At 35.8% G+C, this 18671-nt stretch carries 16 protein-coding genes; 13 read left to right on the forward strand and 3 right to left on the reverse strand.

Annotated features, from left to right (window positions below; genetic code table 11):
* The first annotated feature begins 13 nt into the window (after positions 1 to 13).
* The 13 genes from rfbC to msrA all read left to right on the forward strand — a co-directional run bounded on the left by rfbC (position 14) and on the right by msrA (position 14963).
* Positions 14 to 556 (forward strand): dTDP-4-dehydrorhamnose 3,5-epimerase, encoded by a 543-nt coding sequence (rfbC, locus tag IPP64_09830; GenBank protein ID MBL0329695.1) that lies wholly within the window; start codon positions 14 to 16, stop codon positions 554 to 556.
* Positions 557 to 579: 23 nt separating this feature from the next.
* A complete protein-coding gene (locus IPP64_09835; GenBank protein MBL0329696.1) occupies positions 580 to 1659 on the forward strand; it encodes an undecaprenyl/decaprenyl-phosphate alpha-N-acetylglucosaminyl 1-phosphate transferase in 1080 nt (359 codons plus the stop codon).
* Complete coding sequence (locus IPP64_09840; GenBank protein ID MBL0329697.1) at positions 1659 to 2741, forward strand: lytic transglycosylase domain-containing protein; 1083 nt, start codon at positions 1659 to 1661, stop codon at positions 2739 to 2741. The genes IPP64_09835 and IPP64_09840 overlap by 1 nt, the downstream gene beginning before the upstream one ends.
* Positions 2742 to 2745: 4 nt before the next feature.
* Positions 2746 to 3351 (forward strand): M23 family metallopeptidase, encoded by a 606-nt coding sequence (locus tag IPP64_09845; protein ID MBL0329698.1) that lies wholly within the window; start codon positions 2746 to 2748, stop codon positions 3349 to 3351.
* A gap of 100 nt (positions 3352 to 3451) precedes the next feature.
* Positions 3452 to 6310: an excinuclease ABC subunit UvrA gene (gene uvrA, locus IPP64_09850; GenBank protein MBL0329699.1), complete on the forward strand. Its 2859-nt coding sequence runs from the start codon at positions 3452 to 3454 to the stop codon at positions 6308 to 6310.
* 60 nt (positions 6311 to 6370) lie between these two features.
* The gene (locus IPP64_09855) at positions 6371 to 7084 is read left to right on the forward strand and encodes a TIGR00730 family Rossman fold protein (GenBank protein ID MBL0329700.1); all 714 of its coding nucleotides are present in this window, start codon (positions 6371 to 6373) and stop codon (positions 7082 to 7084) included.
* Positions 7085 to 7128: 44 nt separating this feature from the next.
* The gene (locus IPP64_09860) at positions 7129 to 8187 is read left to right on the forward strand and encodes a hypothetical protein (GenBank protein MBL0329701.1); all 1059 of its coding nucleotides are present in this window, start codon (positions 7129 to 7131) and stop codon (positions 8185 to 8187) included.
* Positions 8188 to 8520: 333 nt separating this feature from the next.
* Positions 8521 to 9831 (forward strand): outer membrane beta-barrel protein, encoded by a 1311-nt coding sequence (locus IPP64_09865; protein ID MBL0329702.1) that lies wholly within the window; start codon positions 8521 to 8523, stop codon positions 9829 to 9831.
* 29 nt (positions 9832 to 9860) lie between these two features.
* Positions 9861 to 11444, forward strand: a complete 1584-nt coding sequence (locus tag IPP64_09870; protein MBL0329703.1) for an SPOR domain-containing protein — start codon at positions 9861 to 9863, stop codon at positions 11442 to 11444.
* A 70-nt stretch (positions 11445 to 11514) separates the two neighbouring features.
* Positions 11515 to 12108: a hypothetical protein gene (locus IPP64_09875; protein ID MBL0329704.1), complete on the forward strand. Its 594-nt coding sequence runs from the start codon at positions 11515 to 11517 to the stop codon at positions 12106 to 12108.
* The gene (locus IPP64_09880) at positions 12056 to 13861 is read left to right on the forward strand and encodes an SPOR domain-containing protein (GenBank protein ID MBL0329705.1); all 1806 of its coding nucleotides are present in this window, start codon (positions 12056 to 12058) and stop codon (positions 13859 to 13861) included. Before IPP64_09875 ends, IPP64_09880 begins: the two co-directional genes overlap by 53 nt.
* A gap of 55 nt (positions 13862 to 13916) precedes the next feature.
* Positions 13917 to 14264: a hypothetical protein gene (locus IPP64_09885; GenBank protein MBL0329706.1), complete on the forward strand. Its 348-nt coding sequence runs from the start codon at positions 13917 to 13919 to the stop codon at positions 14262 to 14264.
* Between the two features lie 60 nt (positions 14265 to 14324).
* Positions 14325 to 14963, forward strand: coding sequence for a peptide-methionine (S)-S-oxide reductase MsrA (gene msrA / locus IPP64_09890; GenBank protein ID MBL0329707.1), 639 nt, complete (start codon positions 14325 to 14327; stop codon positions 14961 to 14963).
* Here the strand turns inward: msrA and IPP64_09895 are convergent, their stop codons facing one another.
* From IPP64_09895 to IPP64_09905, 3 genes are read right to left on the reverse strand one after another with little or no spacing between them, the layout of a single operon-like run.
* Positions 14964 to 16058 (reverse strand): RluA family pseudouridine synthase, encoded by a 1095-nt coding sequence (locus tag IPP64_09895; GenBank protein ID MBL0329708.1) that lies wholly within the window; start codon positions 16056 to 16058, stop codon positions 14964 to 14966.
* An 11-nt stretch (positions 16059 to 16069) separates the two neighbouring features.
* Positions 16070 to 17938, reverse strand: a complete 1869-nt coding sequence (locus IPP64_09900; protein ID MBL0329709.1) for a T9SS type A sorting domain-containing protein — start codon at positions 17936 to 17938, stop codon at positions 16070 to 16072.
* Positions 17919 to 18656 carry a PASTA domain-containing protein gene (locus IPP64_09905; GenBank protein MBL0329710.1) on the reverse strand — a complete coding sequence of 246 codons (738 nt, stop codon included), beginning with the start codon at positions 18654 to 18656 and terminating at the stop codon, positions 17919 to 17921. Before IPP64_09905 ends, IPP64_09900 begins: the two co-directional genes overlap by 20 nt.
* Between the last annotated feature and the right edge of the window lie 15 nt (positions 18657 to 18671).

Consider the following 18671-nt stretch of genomic DNA (forward strand, 5'->3'; position numbering starts at 1 on the left):
CGAACGCGAATTTATGGAAGTAATAGCTACCCCTATTAAAGATTTATTTATTATTCAGCCAAAAGTTTTTGAAGATCCTAGAGGCTACTTTTATGAGTCGTATAATAAAAGTGCTTTCGAAAAAGCCGGTATCACAGTCGAATTTGTTCAAGACAATCAATCTCTTTCTCAAAAAGGTGTTTTACGCGGACTACATTTTCAGAATCCACCTTATGCTCAGGGTAAATTGGTGCGTACTATTAAAGGTAGTGTTTTAGATGTGGCAGTAGATATCCGAAAAAACTCTGAAACGTATGGTCAGCATTTTGATATTATTTTAAATGAAACAAATAAAACAATGTTATGGATTCCACCTGGCTTTGCGCATGGTTTTTTGACATTAGAAAACGACACCATTTTTTCCTATAAATGCACCAACTTATTTAATAAACCTTCTGAAGACTGTATCCTTTGGAATGACGCAGATATAGCAATACAATGGGGAATAAAAAAACCACTTTTATCGGACAAAGACAAAGAAGGAAAGCAATTTAAAGACTTTAAGAGTCAATTTTAATACAACAGTCCACAAATTACATTATGGAACACAGTACATACCTATTGATTATTTACTCCGGCTTTTTTATAGGTGCCGCTGTATTGTCGTTTTTGATTAATGGTCTGTTTTTGAAATTTGCGTCAAACTTAGGTATTCGAAATACTTCAGAAACGGTTATAAGATGGAGCCCTGCGGCAAAACCTTCATTAGGTGGGATTTCATTTTATTTACTTTTTTTACTTTCTATTGCCAGCTATTCAATCTTTTTTGAGCACACCCAAGTACTTGTAAACAAACAAATACTCGGCTTATTAGCAGCAGGGACACTCGCATTCTTATTAGGACTTTCTGATGATGCTTACAATACAAAACCTTTGCTTAAACTCATCATCCAAATATGTTGTGCATTGATTTTGGTTTCAACAGGCACATACATCACATTATTTAATCAACATTATGTAAATATTGCATTGTCTATGTTTTGGATTGTAGCACTCATGAATTCAATCAATATGCTTGATAATATGGATGCCATAACAACGATTGTTTCAATAACAGTTATTATCAGTGCATTATTCGTTATTTACTTAAACAAAGGCGGACACACCATACATACCATTATCCTTATTGGTGTATTGTCAGCTTTGATTGGCTTTTTATTTTACAATTGGCATCCTGCAAAAATATTTATGGGAGATACCGGCAGTCAGTTTTTAGGAGTATTTCTTGCTGCTATCGGAATAAAATATTTTTGGACACCACTCGACACCACCATCATTCATGAAAACATCAACGACACCAAACAATTTTTTATATCCATTTTAACGTTTGCTATTCCCATTATTGACACAACCACCGTTGTGATTAATCGACTAAGAAAAGGCAAATCTCCTTTTGTCGGAGGCAAAGATCATACAACGCACAACTTCTTTTTTATGGGCTTGACAGAAAAACGAATTGCATTGATGTATGCAGGCATTTGTTTTCTAAATATGTTTTTATGTTATCTCATTATCAATCACATTAAAGAATGGGGATACATTCACATAATTTTGTTTTCTGTATATTTTATTCTTCTATTCTTTTTCTTTTATGCACCCACTCGAAAGTTTTCTAAATAATGCAACGAAAAGAGAAAGTCATTATCATTTTAAAGTCAGCAAAAAAGTACATTATCGCTTTTGCACTTGTTGTTGTATTGATTAGTATCGTAAAACTATTTTCTTACTCAATAAACGACAACTTATCAGATAATGAATATCAAGACTATTTTAATGCCAGTTATAAAACCTTCAGCATTCGCGTACCCAAAAATTTAAATTTTGCCGGTGAAAAAACACCCATTACTGATTTTAGTGTTCGAGAAGCTGCAGAGCGGGAACTGGTTGTAAATACGTATTGGCAATCACAATCACTTTTGCTGCACAAAAGAGCCAATCGGTGGTTTCCAATTATAGAACCCATCCTTGAAAAAAATGGAATTCCTGAAGATTTTAAATACATCGCTTTAATTGAAAGTCAACTTACAAATGCGGTTTCACCTCAAGGAGCAACCGGATTTTGGCAAATCATAGAATCAACAGGAACAAGCTACGGGATGGAAATAACAGAAGAAGTAGATGAACGATACCATGTTGCTAAATCCACTGAAGTTGCTTGTAAATATTTTAAAGAAGCATATAAAATTTTCAACAATTGGACATTGGTTGCTGCCTCCTATAATTTAGGAATGGGTGGAGTTCAAGGACAAATTGAAAAACAAAAAGTCAATAGTTATTATGATTTAGCATTAACTGAAGAAACAGCCAGATATGTTTATCGAATTTTAGCAATGAAGGAAATCATTTCACGACCTAAAGTTTATGGATATATGTTGCGTAAAAAAGATTTATATCCACCTGTAGCAACAAAAAAAATAACTGTGGATACAACCATACATAATCTGGCCGACTTTTCTATCAGTCAAGGAGTAAATTATAAAATATTAAAATTATTTAATCCTTGGTTGCGGACAAATTCACTTACAAATACCAACCGTAAAAAATACATTATAGAAATCCCAAAAGGCACTATGAATATTTATGATTTGGATGGCAATTATGATGGAAGTAATCAATTAACACCGACTGATTCGGTGAATTTAATTACAGTATCACCTTTGCAAAACGACACACTAAAAACAATCGAAAAACCCAAAGAGTAAGCGCATGTTTTACAAAACAATTTGTTTATTCATCGCCCTTTCAATCGCACACGCCTCCCCTTTTTCAATACCAATAAATACCTCAAACAGAAAAGATATTTCTAGTATTCAGCTCACAGAAATTGGGGAATTTGGACTCATCCGCAAAGCAAGAAAAACGGTTCCGGCACATTTTCATACAGGAATAGATATTAAGCGTCCGAATATGAATTACAACAATGAACCCATTTTTTCTATTGCGCAAGGAAAAATCATTAGTAAACGAACAGATGGCCCCTATGCTCAATTAATCATTGAGCATCATGTTGGCAACACTGTTTTCTGGACCGTATATGAGCACATAGCAGGTATAACAGTTAATTTGCATCAAACCGTTACGCCAGACAAACCTATTGCTCGATTTATGAATAAAATAGAGCTCAATAAATACGGTTGGCAATTTGACCATGTCCATCTTGAAATTTTAAAAACAAAACCCATTTCCATTGAGCCGAGTAAAAATACTCCTGAACGATTATACAACTCCTACTCCTTAATTTGTTTCAAAAAAGACGAGTTAGAAAAACACTTCTACAACCCCTTGCTGTTTTTATCTAAAAACCTTGATTAAATTAGGGCAAAGACCTTGTTCATAATTGTTTGTTCCGTACCTTTGCAAAAAAGAAAAACACTTACCTTTTAAAGGATTTTATCCAATAACAAATAAGAAAATGGCAAATGAAAACATCAGTGAAATAGATTTTCTGGAAGTTGTTGGTGCACGTGCTCACAATCTTAAAAACATTGATGTAACAATTCCAAGAAATAAGCTCGTTGTAATAACCGGTTTAAGCGGAAGTGGAAAGTCGTCACTCGCCTTTGATACCATTTATGCTGAAGGTCAAAGACGTTACATTGAAAGTTTTTCTGCTTATGCGCGCCAATTTCTTGGTAACATGGAGCGTCCCGATGTAGATAAAATAACCGGTTTAAGTCCAGTTATCTCTATCGAACAAAAAACCGTTAACAAAAATCCGCGTTCTACAGTTGGTACCATCACTGAAATCTATGATTTTTTAAGATTACTTTATGCCAGAGCATCTGATGCATACTCCTATGTAACTGGTGAAAAGATGGTTCGCTATTCTGACGATCAAATCATTCAACTTATCCTGGAAAAATTTCAAGATCAGAAAATATTAATTCTTGCTCCCGTTGTAAAAGGCAGAAAAGGGCATTACCGCGAACTGTTCGAACAAATTAAAAAATGGGGGTATCTGCGCGTTCGCATTGATGGAGAAGTTGTTGAATTAACCAAACGAATTCAACTTGACAGATACAAAGTACACGACATTGAAATTGTAATTGACCGATTGGAAGTAAACAACGAAGCGCGTCCACGTATTTCCGAATCGATGCAGCTGGCTATGAAACAAGGCAAGGGCATCATCATGGTTCAGCCCTTCAAAACCGGAAAAATTGAAGAAGAATACGGGAAAGTTGAGTTTTACAGTCGACACCTCATGTGCCCCACATCCGGCATTTCTTACGATGAGCCACAGCCAAATTTATTTTCATTCAACTCACCCTATGGAGCCTGCCCTCAATGTAACGGCTTAGGAATGATTTCCGAAGTTGATATCGACAAAATCATTCCCAATAAGAAATTGTCTATCCGAAAGGGAGCAATTGCACCCATTGGTCCGCACAAAGGCACTTGGATTTTCAAACAACTGGAAGCGATTGGCGACAAATACGGGTTTACACTAGACACACCAGTTGAAGACATTTCAGATGAAGCCATCAACACCATTTTATTTGGTTCGGATGAAGTATTTAAAATAAAGCAATTTACTGATAGTGCCGCAACAAGTTATAGCATTGCATTTGAAGGAATCGCCAATTTCATCATCAAGCAAAATGACGAACAAAGCTCACCTACTATTGAAAAATGGATCCAAGGCTTCATGAATAAAGTACCTTGCGCCAAATGTGATGGAACAAAGTTGAAGAAAGAATCATTGCATTTTAAAATCGACAAAAAAAATATTGCAGAACTTTCCGAGATGGGAATTCTCGAATTGAATGAATGGTTTAAAGATATTGAAAAACGATTAAGCTCAAAACAGAATACAATTGCCAAAGAGGTTTTAAAAGAAATCCGAACACGTATTTCATTTTTATTGGATGTCGGATTGGATTATCTTTCACTGAACAGAAGCTCCAGAACACTATCTGGTGGGGAAGCTCAACGTATTCGATTAGCAACACAAATTGGCTCACAGCTTGTTGGGGTATTGTACATTTTGGATGAACCGAGTATTGGTTTGCATCAACGAGACAATGTTCGCTTGATAAATGCACTCAAAAATTTGCGTGACATCGGCAACTCGGTTATTGTTGTTGAACACGACAAAGAAATGATACTCGCTGCTGATCATGTGATTGATATAGGACCGGCTGCAGGAATACATGGAGGCAAAATTATTGCACAAGGAACTCCAAAAGAAATTTTAAAATTTCACACACTTACCTCCGATTATATTAACGGGGTAAAAGAAATTGCAATCCCAAAAGAAACCAGAAAAGGAAGCGGAAAATCTTTGGTGTTAAAAGGTGCAAAAGGGAATAACTTAAAAGATGTTTCTGTAGAATTTCCGTTAGGAAAACTCATCTGTGTAACGGGTGTTTCCGGAAGCGGAAAATCAACCCTCATCAACGAAACCCTTTATCCCATTCTGAATAAACATTTTTATCGTGCTGAAAAAAAACCGATGCCTTTTAAATCCATCACTGGTTTAGAACACATCGATAAGGTAATTGATATTGACCAATCTCCGATTGGTAGAACACCCAGAAGTAATCCGGCAACATATACCAATGTTTTTTCCGACATCAGAACACTGTTTGCTGAAATTCCTGAAGCAAAAATCAGAGGTTATAAACCTGGAAGATTTTCTTTTAATGTAAAAGGTGGAAGATGCGAAACGTGCCAGGGTGCAGGATTAAGAACTATTGAAATGAATTTTTTACCGGATGTGTACGTCAACTGTGAAACATGCAATGGCAAACGATATAACAAAGAAACACTGGAAATTCGATTTAAAGGAAAATCAATCAGCGATGTCTTAAACATGACGATCGATAATGCAGTTGAGTTTTTCTCCAGCATTCCTTCTATTATTCAAAAAATTAAAACATTACAAAATGTAGGGTTAGGATACATCACATTAGGACAACAAAGCACAACACTCTCCGGTGGTGAAGCGCAACGAGTAAAATTGGCTACAGAATTATCCAAACGAGATACAGGAAGCACATTTTATATTTTGGATGAACCGACTACCGGATTGCATTTTGAAGACATTCGAATTTTACTGGAAGTACTGAACAAATTGGTAGATAGTGGCAACACGGTTCTTGTCATCGAGCACAATATGGATATTATAAAAGTAGCCGATCATATTATTGATCTAGGAATTGAAGGCGGAAATGCCGGTGGTCAAATCTTATGCACGGGAACTCCAAAAGAGATTATAAAAAATAAAATTAGCTATACGGCACAATTTCTGAAGGAAGAAATGAAATAGTTTGACTGAAATTCCGTTTCATGTTAGATTCGTATATTCGTAACACACTAAAAAGCAAACATGACCAATCAAGACGAAGACAAAATCAGAAAAGCATTTGCAGCCAAAGACTGGAATGATATAAAAGCAGCAGACTCCTGGCAGATTTTCAAAATCATGAGTGAATTTGTAGAAGGCTTCGAAAAAATGAGCCGAATTGGCCCCTGCGTTTCTATTTTTGGGTCAGCACGAACAAAAACAACCAATCCATACTATAAACTCGCAGAAGAAATTGCTTTCAAATTGACACGTGAAGGTTATGGAGTTATCAGCGGTGGTGGTCCCGGAATTATGGAAGCAGCCAATAAAGGTGCGAAAGCCGGTGGCGGGAAATCTGTTGGACTGAACATTGTTTTGCCATTTGAGCAAACATCCAATACATTTATAGACAATGACAAAAGCATCAACTTTGATTATTTCTTTGTAAGAAAAACCATCTTCCTAAAATATTCACAAGGATTTATAGCAATGCCGGGAGGATTTGGAACATTGGATGAATTGTTCGAAGCCATCACACTCATCCAAACAAATAAAGTGGCTCACTTCCCAATCGTTTTAGTTGGTAAAAAATATTGGGAAGGCTTATTAAGCTGGGTAAAAGAAACGATGTTGAATGAAGAACACAACATTAGTGAAAAAGATTTAGAGCTGTTTAAGATTGTAGACACCGCGGATGATGCGGTTGTTATCATCAATGAATTTTACTCTAAATATTTATTAAAACCAAATTTCTAGTAAATGAAGTACTGGATTTCATTCTTTTTTGTTTCAATTTCATTTTGGCTTTCGCTCAAAATGGACAAGGTTATTACCATGATTACACAAATGCATTTCATGTATTCGATAAAGGAATAGAAAGACAAGCAGAAGTAAACAAAGTAACCGGAATTTATTCCGGGAATGATTATGTAGCTTATACAGATTCAAAATTAAGTTTTGTATATTATTATAATGGCTACAATCAATTACTTGAAGAAAACTTTCCAAACAAAATTGTTGCTACGCCTACCTCATTGGTATATATGATGCAAGAACGACTGATGATTTGTGAAAAAGGCGACAACAAACAACTTGCTCGTAGAGCTAGCTCCTTTTATGCCAGCGATTCAATTGTCATCTGGCAAGCATTGCCAAGCTTAGATTATATGGCTTATGAAAACGGAAAAATCAGTACAATTATAAAGGCAACCAACTCAAGTGTTATAAATGATTACAAAATCAATAACAACATTATGGCCTTTAATGATTTGAACTATGACTTAAAAATATATTATAAAGGAAAAGTGTATGAAACAGAAAACAATCGCGTTACAAATTATGCTTGTGGCCACAATATTGTTGCATACATGGATGAGTATAAAAATACGTTCAATGTTTTTTACGATGGTACATTTAAAATCGTGAGTAAAGAAATTATAAAAGAATACATTGTTATTAATGATATGGTGGCATACATTGATGCAAACGATAATTTTTACATTTTTTATGACGGAGCAATTACGAAAGTGGATTCACGAAGACCTGACTACTTTTCAGGAAAAGGTAACATACTTTACTATTCCTACAACTCTGAATTAAAAATCGTGTATCAAGGTGAGATTTTTTCCGAACCATTGGTAAATCAACAAAGTATCTTAGTTGGAGAGAACTCAATGCTCTTTTATAATAACATTAACCGACCTAAATATTTTTTTAAAGGAAAAATCTATGAAGATTTTTATGTTCAGAAACCCTATACAATGGAATTAAAAAATGATTTACCCGTTTTTAAATACAATAACACTATTGGATTTTGGTACAACAACAAAATTCATGAATTTCCTACCCGTTCAAATTAGCGACAGCTAAAAGAAAGCAACTTCTTTTATTAAAAATCAATTGTTAATAACTACACTCCATTTCTCTATCTAATCAAACAGTTATCCTCCAAAACACTTGATTTTAAAGAAACAAAAGCCCAAACATTCATCAGAAACACCTTCAAATAAATTATCTCCAAAATTTCGGTTATTAACAAACTCATGTTTGTAATTACAACCACCACTCCTTAAAAGGCGAATCAAACTACAATAGTTTTGTTCAAATTCAATATCTAATACATTCTTTTACAACGCTTATAAACTACAATTTCATTAGAAAACGTTTTGGTATGCATTACTAAACACACTAATATGAAAAACAAAAAATTACTACTAGGCATTTTTTTACTATCAATGTACAGTAGTATTAGCGCTCAAAAAACTGCAAAAGCAAAGCAACTACCTTCGGTAGCTGTTGGTGCTGGGATATTATCATTTAATGGTGATGTAGGAAATGGAGCCAGCTTAAGTTCTTTTAGCAGAATAAGAGCCGGATATAATCTAACCATTGAGCAACGTTTCGGAAAATATGTAGGTGTTTCATTAAATGGTATCTATGGCAAGTTATCAGATAGCGAAAGAAGTAAAGAAAGAAATCTGAATTTCGAATCTAAAATTATGCAAGGGGATTTGAACCTTGTTCTGCATTTTGATAATGATTTAATTTTTAAAAGAAATAGTGTTTTTGCTCCTTATGTCTTTGTTGGTATAGGATATTTAAAGTTTGACGCCTATGGCGATTTAAAAGACAAAAATGATTCATCCTACAACTATTGGAGTGATGGGACCATTCGAAACATTGCAGAAACGGATCCATTAGCACCTTCATCAATGATTATTCAACGTGATTATACTTACGAGACACAATTAACTGATTCTGCTAACAATTACCCTCGAAACACACTTGCTTTGCCAATTGGAGGAGGATTTAACTTAAAAGTACTTCGTAATCTTTCTGTGAATGTGGGTGCAACTTATTATTTAACGTTCTCCGACTGGATTGATAATTTCAAAGATGGAGCGAATGATAAATACATCTTCGCAAATGTTTCTCTTCAATACACCTTTGGAAAAGAAAGTGACGATAGTGATCCAATTTATAACAGTGTCGATTTTTCTGCTTTGGATAAATTAGACTCCGATGAAGATGGCGTAAATGATGGAGATGACCGCTGCCCGGCTACCCCAAAAGGCGTTAAAGTAAATGGCAAAGGTTGCCCTGATGATAATGATGAAGATGGTGTTCCTGATTACAAAGACAAAGAGTTAATGACAAAAAAAGATGCTGTTGTTGACGTAAACGGGATTACACTTACCGACAAAATGTTGGCCGAGCAACAAAGTAAATTCGACTCATTGGCGACAGAAAGAAGTCAGTTATTTAATGAAAACCCTAGCCTTTCCTACTTGAAGGATGTGGAAGCAAAATCAACTGAAGCCAGAAAAGCTAACCCAAATGCAACAAATAACATTCCGTATGCTTTAAAACCTGCGGATAAAAATAATGATGGATTTATATCCGCGGATGAAATTGCAAGTGCTATTGATATGTTTTTTGAAGGGGATAGCGATTTTACAGTTGAAAAACTGAACAACTTAATTGACTTTTTCTTTGAACAGTAACAAACTAATTAAAACCTAATACAATCTATATGTTAAAATACGCAGCTCTCTTATTCAACACAATCGCCTTGTTGATATATCAGTTTTTCTTTGCTGAAGGTATTACTGTTACTCAAAACCTTCCTTCCTCTGCAAAACCGGATAGTGAATTCACTGTAGAACTAGTCATTAACAAAGGTAGCGTTGGAGGTTTCGCAAAACTTCAACAAGATCTTCCTGAAGGATTTACTGCTGTTCAAGACGATAACAATGGTGCTTCTTTTACATTTACCAATCAGGCTGTTAAATTCATTTGGATGTCATTACCATCTGATAAAGAATTTAAAGTAAAATATAAAATAAAAGTAGCTGCCGGAATCAGTGGTGATAAAATAGTGGCAGGTAAATTTTCTTATGTTTCAGACAATGTTAAACAATCGATTGATATAGCGCCTGCTACAATCACAATTGGTGATAAATCATCGCAACCCATCGCAGCAACAACAACCAGCACACCGGAACCAACTACAACTCCTGAACCTGTAAAAACAGTTACAGAGCCAACAACAACAACAACTACTACTACTACTACTACACAACCTGTAGCAACCAATAATACTCCACCGGTAACAACAGAACCTGTAAAAACGATGGAGCCTGTTACAACTCCTGTAACTACAACTCCAGATCCGGTTGTAACAACAACAACAACATCTAATCCAAGCTCTGATCCTACATCTGTTGTTTGTAAAAGAACTGTTCCTGCTAGTGCAACAGAGAGTTTTACTGTAGAAATAGCTGTTAATAAAGGAAACGTAACGGGTTTTGCAAAACTAATGGAAACCTTACCTGCAGGGTTTACTGCCACAGCAGGAGATTTACAGGGAGCATCATTCAGTTTTGATGCACAAACACAAAAAGTAAAATTTGTTTGGGTTTCAATGCCAACACAAACTGAATTCAGAATTTCATACAAAGTAGCTGTCCCTTCCGGAATGAGTGGAAGTCAAAATATTGATGGCGTATTTTCTTACATTGAAAATGATGAAACTAAAAAATATGTCTTACCTACTAGCGCTGTAGCTATTGGTAGTGGTGGTGCAGTTGTAAATAATACAACAAACACGACAAGCACAAACACCACTTCTGATCCGGTGAATACAACAAATACAACAACTTCAAATACCAATACAAATAATACAGCTACTAATAATACAACAGCGAATACAAATACAACAAACACAGCAACAACTAACAATACAACAGCGAGCAACACAACAGCGAACAATACGACCACTTCTAATACTTCAAATTCTTTGGCTGTAACGAATACAATTCCTGCACCACAGGGAAATGTAAATTACCGTGTTCAAATTGCAGCTTTACGAAATGCCGTATCAGCAAGTACATTAGGTGGACGATACAATATTAACTCAACTGTTAATACAGAGATGGCAGACGGACTTACAAAATACACTGTAGGGTCTCATTCTGACTATAAAGATGCAAGAGATGCAAGAGAAACAATTAGAAACAAAGGTGTTGTAGGGCCATTTGTTACAGCCTATAACAGTGGGAAACGCATTACTGTTCAAGAAGCATTGATGATTACCAGCCAAAAATGGTATAGATAATTTATTCAATTTCCTTAAAAACTCAATCAAACCGCGGTTTGATTGAGTTTTTTATATTATATTTGTGATTATGATTAAAGGAATAAAAACTACCCTATTATTCTTGTTTTTAACATCTGTTTTGTTTTCCCAAACAGATGAAAATACGCTTTCTGACTCCTCTGCAACCAATTCAGCTAAAAAAACTGACAAAGAATTTATTTTCAAACCTTCTATTGGGTTAGGTACTGGAATGTTTTCCTTTTATGGTGATCTATATGAAAAGAATTTTCAGGCACCAATGGTGAGTAGAATCGGCTATGATTTAAATGTTTCTCAGCGATTTAACGACTACCTCCAATTTAACTTTTATGTTTTATTTGGAAAGCTAGGCGCCAATGAAAGAAGAGCTCCCAACAACAGAAACCTGAACTTTGAGTCACAAATACGTGCCGGTGGCCTTAATTTGACCTATAATTTTGATCACTTTCTCCCTAAAAATCGGGATGCAAGCCCATATATTTCTCTTGGTATTGAATCATTGGAATTTCTTTCAAAAACGGATTTATATGACCAATACGGTAATAAATATTATTACTGGTCTGATGGTTCCACACGTAACATTGATGAAAATGCGCCTAACGCCTTTATGGCCGTTGAAATCAAAAAGAGATTATACCTATGAGTCGGATATTCGTGAATTAAACCTGGATGGTTTTGGGAAATATGCAGAACGTACTTGGGCACTTCCTGTTGGTGCCGGAGTGATGTTTAAAATTAATGATTTCTGGACTTTCAAAGTAGGTGCTACCATGCACTTCACGTTAACCGATTACATCGATGGTGTGTCAAACGAAAGCACTGGTAACCGTGTAGGCAAAAAAAGTAATGATAAATTTATGATGAGCTCCTTTTCGCTTCATTACAATTTTGGTATGAAAGAGAAAAAAGAAGGGGAAATGGATGAAGACACATTTAAGGATGTTGATTTCTTCGCTTTAGATTTATCGGATTTAGATAAAGATGGTGTCAGTGACGCCAAAGATTCTTGTCAAGGCACCCCTGAGGGTGTACCCGTTGATGCAAAAGGATGCCCACTGGATGATGATAATGATAATGTTCCAAATTATAAAGATGATGAAATCGAATCGCCTAAAGATGCCTTCGTTGATATCAAAGGAGTTCAATTAAACGATTCTATTATTGATTATCAATATCGTTTTTACATGGATTCGACCGGTGCATTTGCACAAGTTGTAAGACATGATCATAATGGGAAAGAACTTTATAATAGCCTTTACCAAAAAGAATATACAGTCGAATTAGGAACATTTAAAAAAGGACTTCCACCAGAACTCATGACAAAATTCTTGAGTATTGGAGATATATCCAGTACCAACATTGATGATTCTACAACGGTGTATACAGCAGGTAAATTCAACAGTTTATTAGATGCCGAATTGCGTAAAAAACAACTTATTGCCGAAGGATTAACGGATGCAAAAGTGGTGTATAAGCAGAATGGGAAGTTTTTTAATGCTCCGGCTTACACTTCAACTAACAACAATACAGTAGCCAATACCAATTCAGGTAACACATCCTCTAATACCAATTCAACCAATACGAACAATACAACCAACAACGGTAATACAAACAATAACACTACTGCTACAAATTCAACAACCAACAATAATACAACAAACACCAATTCAGGAAATAATACGAATAATACAAACACCAATGGAAATACGAACAGTAATTCCACGAATAATACAGCGAACAATAACACCTCAAACACAAATACTACAGCAAACAATACAACATCGTCCACTTCATCTAGTGGTAGCAAAGCTGTAATCCGTGTTCAGTTAGGTGCTTATAAAAATCGCCTATCTAAAAATGTATTTAAAGATGTTCCGGATTTGATTGAAATAAAAACGGATGATGGATTATACAAATACATGAGTGGTTCCTTCTCCACAGTTGAAGATGCTGCTAAACACAAAGTAAATCTATTAATGAAAGGCTATCAAGGTGCATTTATTACGGCTTATAAAGACGGAAAACGAGTATCGTTAAAAGATGCCGGAGCGACTCCTCAAAAACAAGAAGACCTTGAAGAAGCTGGTTCTGATAATACAGAAGTAAATACTGTAAATAAAAAATTAGTAACCTTCAAAGTGCAAGTGGGGGTATTTAAAGCAGAACCGCCTGCAGACAAACTTGCTAAATATGAAAAAGTAAAAGGGGTTTCAAAGGAAACAACTCCAACGGGTTTAAATCGATATACGGTTGGTCCATTTACTGATTATGCATCCGCACAAGCTGCAAAAGATAATTTAATCAAGAATATTGGTATTGAAGATGCTTTTATCCTTGCTTTCTTTAATGGTGAATACATCACGATACAAGAAGCATTGGAATTATTAAAAAACTAACGAATAAATAAAATGGCATTATAATTGCCTATCTCTATTATCTAAACGAAAAAAAATGAAAACACTACTAAAAATCAGCCTTTTAGCTACAGGAATTACTTTCGGAACGTCTTTGTTTGCTCAAGAAGATATCAAAAAAGAAGCAGCGACTACCGCAGATAAATTAGAATCACCAAAGCCTGCTGAAACAAAAACGGGAAAACAAGAGCCTGTTAAATCTGACAAACAAGAACCTGTAAAAGCAACTCCGGCACCAGCAGGAACATCAAAATCTGAATCAAAAGCGGATTCCTCAAAAGGAGGCGGCACGAGAATGGCCATCACTGAACAAGGTATGCCTAAAAAGAATAAGAAGAAAGCGGCTTCCAAAGCAGCTCCACCTGCTGAAGCACCAAAAAAATAAACTAAAACAAAAAAAGAGGTTTTCAAAAACCTCTTTTTTTGTTTTTACGTATCTGATTATATGAACAAACAAATCTTATTCTTGTTATTAGGTTGTCTACTTTTTTCTTGTAAACAAGATGTAAAAGCTGAAAAACAACTTATTATTACTAACCAATCAAACTCAGGTATGGACACAGCAACTTTCGGTGCAGGATGCTTTTGGTGCGTTGAAGCACAATTTCAAATGTTAGATGGAGTGATTTCCGTTTCATCCGGATTCTCTGGCGGAACAGTTAAAAATCCGGCATACCGTGAAGTATGTAATGGAACAACAGGACATGCTGAAGTGTGTCAAATCGTGTATGATCCAAAAAAAATCACCTATGACGAATTATTGGCTGCCTTCTGGCAATCACATGACCCTACGCAATTAAACCGACAAGGCAATGATATTGGCACGCAATATCGTTCAGTAATCTATTACCATAACGATCAGCAAAAACAATTAGCTGAAGACTATAAAAAGCAATTAAATGCATCCGGAGCATGGACAAAACCCATTGTTACTGAAATTAGTCCGATTGGACCTTTTTATAAGGCAGAAGACTATCACCAGAACTACTTCAACCAAAATGGATCCGAATCTTATTGCCAATTTGTGATTCAACCCAAAGTGGAAAAATTCAAAAAAGTATTTAAGGATAAACTGAAAAAGTAATTACTCCTCTTCCATCGCCATTGAAACGGAATAGTTTCTCCATTTATTTATGGCATTTTGCATGTCATCGGGAAGTTCCGAATCGAAATGAATGTATTTTCCGGTAACCGGATGGTTGAATCCTAATGATTTTGCGTGAAGTGCATGACGTGGTAATATCGCAAAACAATTATCTACAAATTGCTTGTACTTTGCAAAAGTGGTTCCTTTCAATATTCTATCTCCGCCATAGGTTTCGTCATTAAACAATGAATGACCAATGTGTTGCATGTGAGCGCGAATTTGATGCGTACGTCCAGTTTCCAATTTACATTCAATCAAGGTAACATAACCGAATCGCTCCAATACTTTGTAATGCGTAACAGCGTGCTTTCCTTCCCCACTATCCGGAGGAAAAACAGCCATCTTTTTTCGATCCCGAAGATGTCGTCCTATATTTCCAACAATCGTTCCTTCATCTTCTTTAAAATCACCCCAAACCAATGCTTGATAAATGCGATCCAAATTTCGATCGTAAAAATCTTTTGCCAGTTTTACCATCGCCAACTCACTTTTGGCAACCACCATAATTCCACTGGTATTTTTATCTAATCGGTGAACAAGTCCTGGACGAAGCACTGCTTGTTCCTTTGAACGAACCGTTGCTTTGGTTGTAGCGGCATAATTACTTACCGGCAATTGCTGAAAGTGATAAACCAAGGCATTCACCAATGTTCCTTTGTAGTTGCCATACCCCGGATGCACTACCATACCCGGATCCTTATTAATAATAATCAAATCATGGTCTTCATAAACAATCTTAATCGGAATATTCTGAGGAATGAGTTCAATCTCACGCGGAGGATGCGCAAAAACAACGGTAATCACATCAAATGGTTTTACCTTGTAATTCGACTTTACTGGTTTTTCATTAACCAGTACATTTCCATTTTCAGCAGCTTGTTGAATTTTTGAACGCGTTGCATTTTCAACACGATTCATGATAAATTTATCGATTCGGAGTAATCCTTGCCCTTTATCTACAACAATACGGAGGTGTTCGTACAATTCCTGATCTTCACTATCTTCAATCGCATCTATTTCTTCATCAACCATCAGGCAATATATTATTGTTTTATTTTTATAAACTTAGCGGTTGAGATTGTAATCCCATTATTCAACTGAATAAAATAAACGCCATTTTCAAGCATTGAAATATCAATATAATCTGTCTCTACTCTACTCGTAACTATGGATTTACCCAATAAGTCAGTAATGGTGCAAGTCAGATCACGCGTATCATTATTTTGATTAAAAAATAAACGATCGTTTGCCGGATTCGGATAAACTAGCAAGTTGTTTTTTACGACTGTTCCTCCATCAGCTACTCCAGAAAATTCAGCAGATGAACCAAAAACAGGATGCAACATCAAGGAACCAACAAATGGGGAAGTATTCCAGCTACCTGTAACGTTGTAAAAAATATTGGTTTGTGTATTCGTGTTTTTATCCACACCAATATTTAAAAATTGATTTGTATTTTGTTTGAATCCGACATAAAAAACTCCAGGATTCAAATATATTGGTGCATCCAATTGATAACGAATAAACTGATTGTGCATCACGTTACTATAAGCCGGGCTTACAGCAGCACCGGAATAAACAATTGCTCCGGGAACACCAGCCAAATCCGACCAAATTTGAATATTAAACGTATAAATAGAGGCATTCGTTAAAAACGGGTTAAAATAAATATCGACATACTGCATGGAATCAGCAACATTCAATATGAATTTTTCAGCTAATTGTGCAGACAATGTACTTAGTCCAAATGAATTCTCTGCAGTACCATCATCGTAGGCAAAATAATTGGTTACATCTTGCACATGACGCACCGTATCATTGCCACGAGCTTTATCCGGAGCGGAGTTCACAATGCTTTCAATTGTAAAACGTTCCACATTCGTTAATGCAGGTATTGTATAATTTAAAGCAGGGTTTGTAAATGGCGCATAATTCAAATAACCGGTTGTAGCATATGGGTCAATATTGATACTTCCACCCGAATAGGTCGTGTTTACTTGTACACCTAAATCATCATACACCTTATAAATAAAACTGCCGTTTTTTGTTGTTGTATGATTATTTCGAATGGTTGTTGAATAAATCGTTTTCATTTCGCTTGCACTATATTGTTTCCAAGGCATGGCAGAATAATTTAACAACAAAGATGGTGTATTGTAAACAAAAGAAACATCTTCAAACGTAGTATCCACGTAATTCCGAATACGATTTAAATACACATAATCAATGTGCCAATGATCTGTATTTCCGCTGAGTGTAGCCCTATTAAAAAAGCGAAACTGAAAATCATCTTTTAAATAGGCCGTATCGATAACAGGAATCATCACCAATTCCCAACTGCTGTCATTCACCGCCAAGGTGGTACCTTTTTTAGCCCAAACATTTCGCCAACCTAATGACGAATGCTTAAACTGAAGCACCAATGAATCCAATGATTCAGGAGCATTTCCAATTCCTTGTGGTTGATAATAAAAACTGAAATAGATTGAATCCGTTGCAGGATAATTTAAATTGATGGGTTTCGATGTTAAGTAATCTGCCACAGCGGATGTAGTTGAGCCGGCAGTAAAATCATAGGGATAGCCATTCGAATTTAAACCATCAAACGTGGCTACACCAAGAGTAATTGGTGATTTTGGAAAAGTACGATTGATAAATACCTTATCATCTATCCAAAGGTTTGTATCGGGATAAACTCCATCTTTTGAAAAATCTTCCAAAAAACCGGTAGTTCCCAAGCTTAATGTATCAATGATGACTGGTGTGCGAAGGGCACCTTTCAGTTCATTAAATTTACTAATTATTGCAGGATTAGTGCTCAGCTCATTTTCTACCAGTCCTTGAGAAAAACCAAGTTTGGCAACGAACAAAAAAACAAGAATAATGTATTGTTTATAAATCGAAATCTTCATCATCATTTTTTACACTCGATGTATCTGGCATCGTAGCGAGTTTATTTTTATCACTTGTAAAATACAAATCAATGGTTCCTCCCATATTAATCATGGACTCTTTCCCGCAGGAAGGAATTTGTCGGTAAACTCTTCCGCTGGAGGAATCTTTTGGAATATCAAAACTAACAGCACCAATACTCAAAGAGGATTCGGCTAATTTTGCCAATGCTTCCTTACGCGACAAACCATATAAACACGGAACACCAACTTCTTCATCGCTTAAACCTTTTCCAACAATTAAATCGACAATCGTACCTTTTTCAATATTCGCACCGGGAGCAATCTTTTTTCCTTTTACCATTTGTTCCAATACACAGTTGGCACATTGGTCGGGAACAAACTTGGTTTTACCCAATCGCAATCCAAAGGTCGTAATCATTGCAGCTGCTTGTCGCAAAGAGCGGTCAATCAACTTAGGCATTTGAATGGTAGGTGGCATAACAGATGTCACATACAAATAAATTGTACGCCCTTCTTTTACTTCTGCATTCGCTTCAGGCTCTTGTCTAACGACCACCCCTTTCTTAGCTTTAATATCGTAAATCGAGTCGATGACGAGGTAACGCAGATTTTTATCGGATACAAATTTATCGAGTTCTTTCAGTCCTAATCCCGAAAAATCGGGCACCACCACTACTTCACCATGGTTGGTGGTGGCTTTTAACCACGAAAACACCAACCAAAAAATCAA

It is taken from the genome of Bacteroidota bacterium (assembly GCA_016722565.1).
Classification (GTDB): Bacteria; Bacteroidota; Bacteroidia; order 2-12-FULL-35-15; family 2-12-FULL-35-15; genus 2-12-FULL-35-15.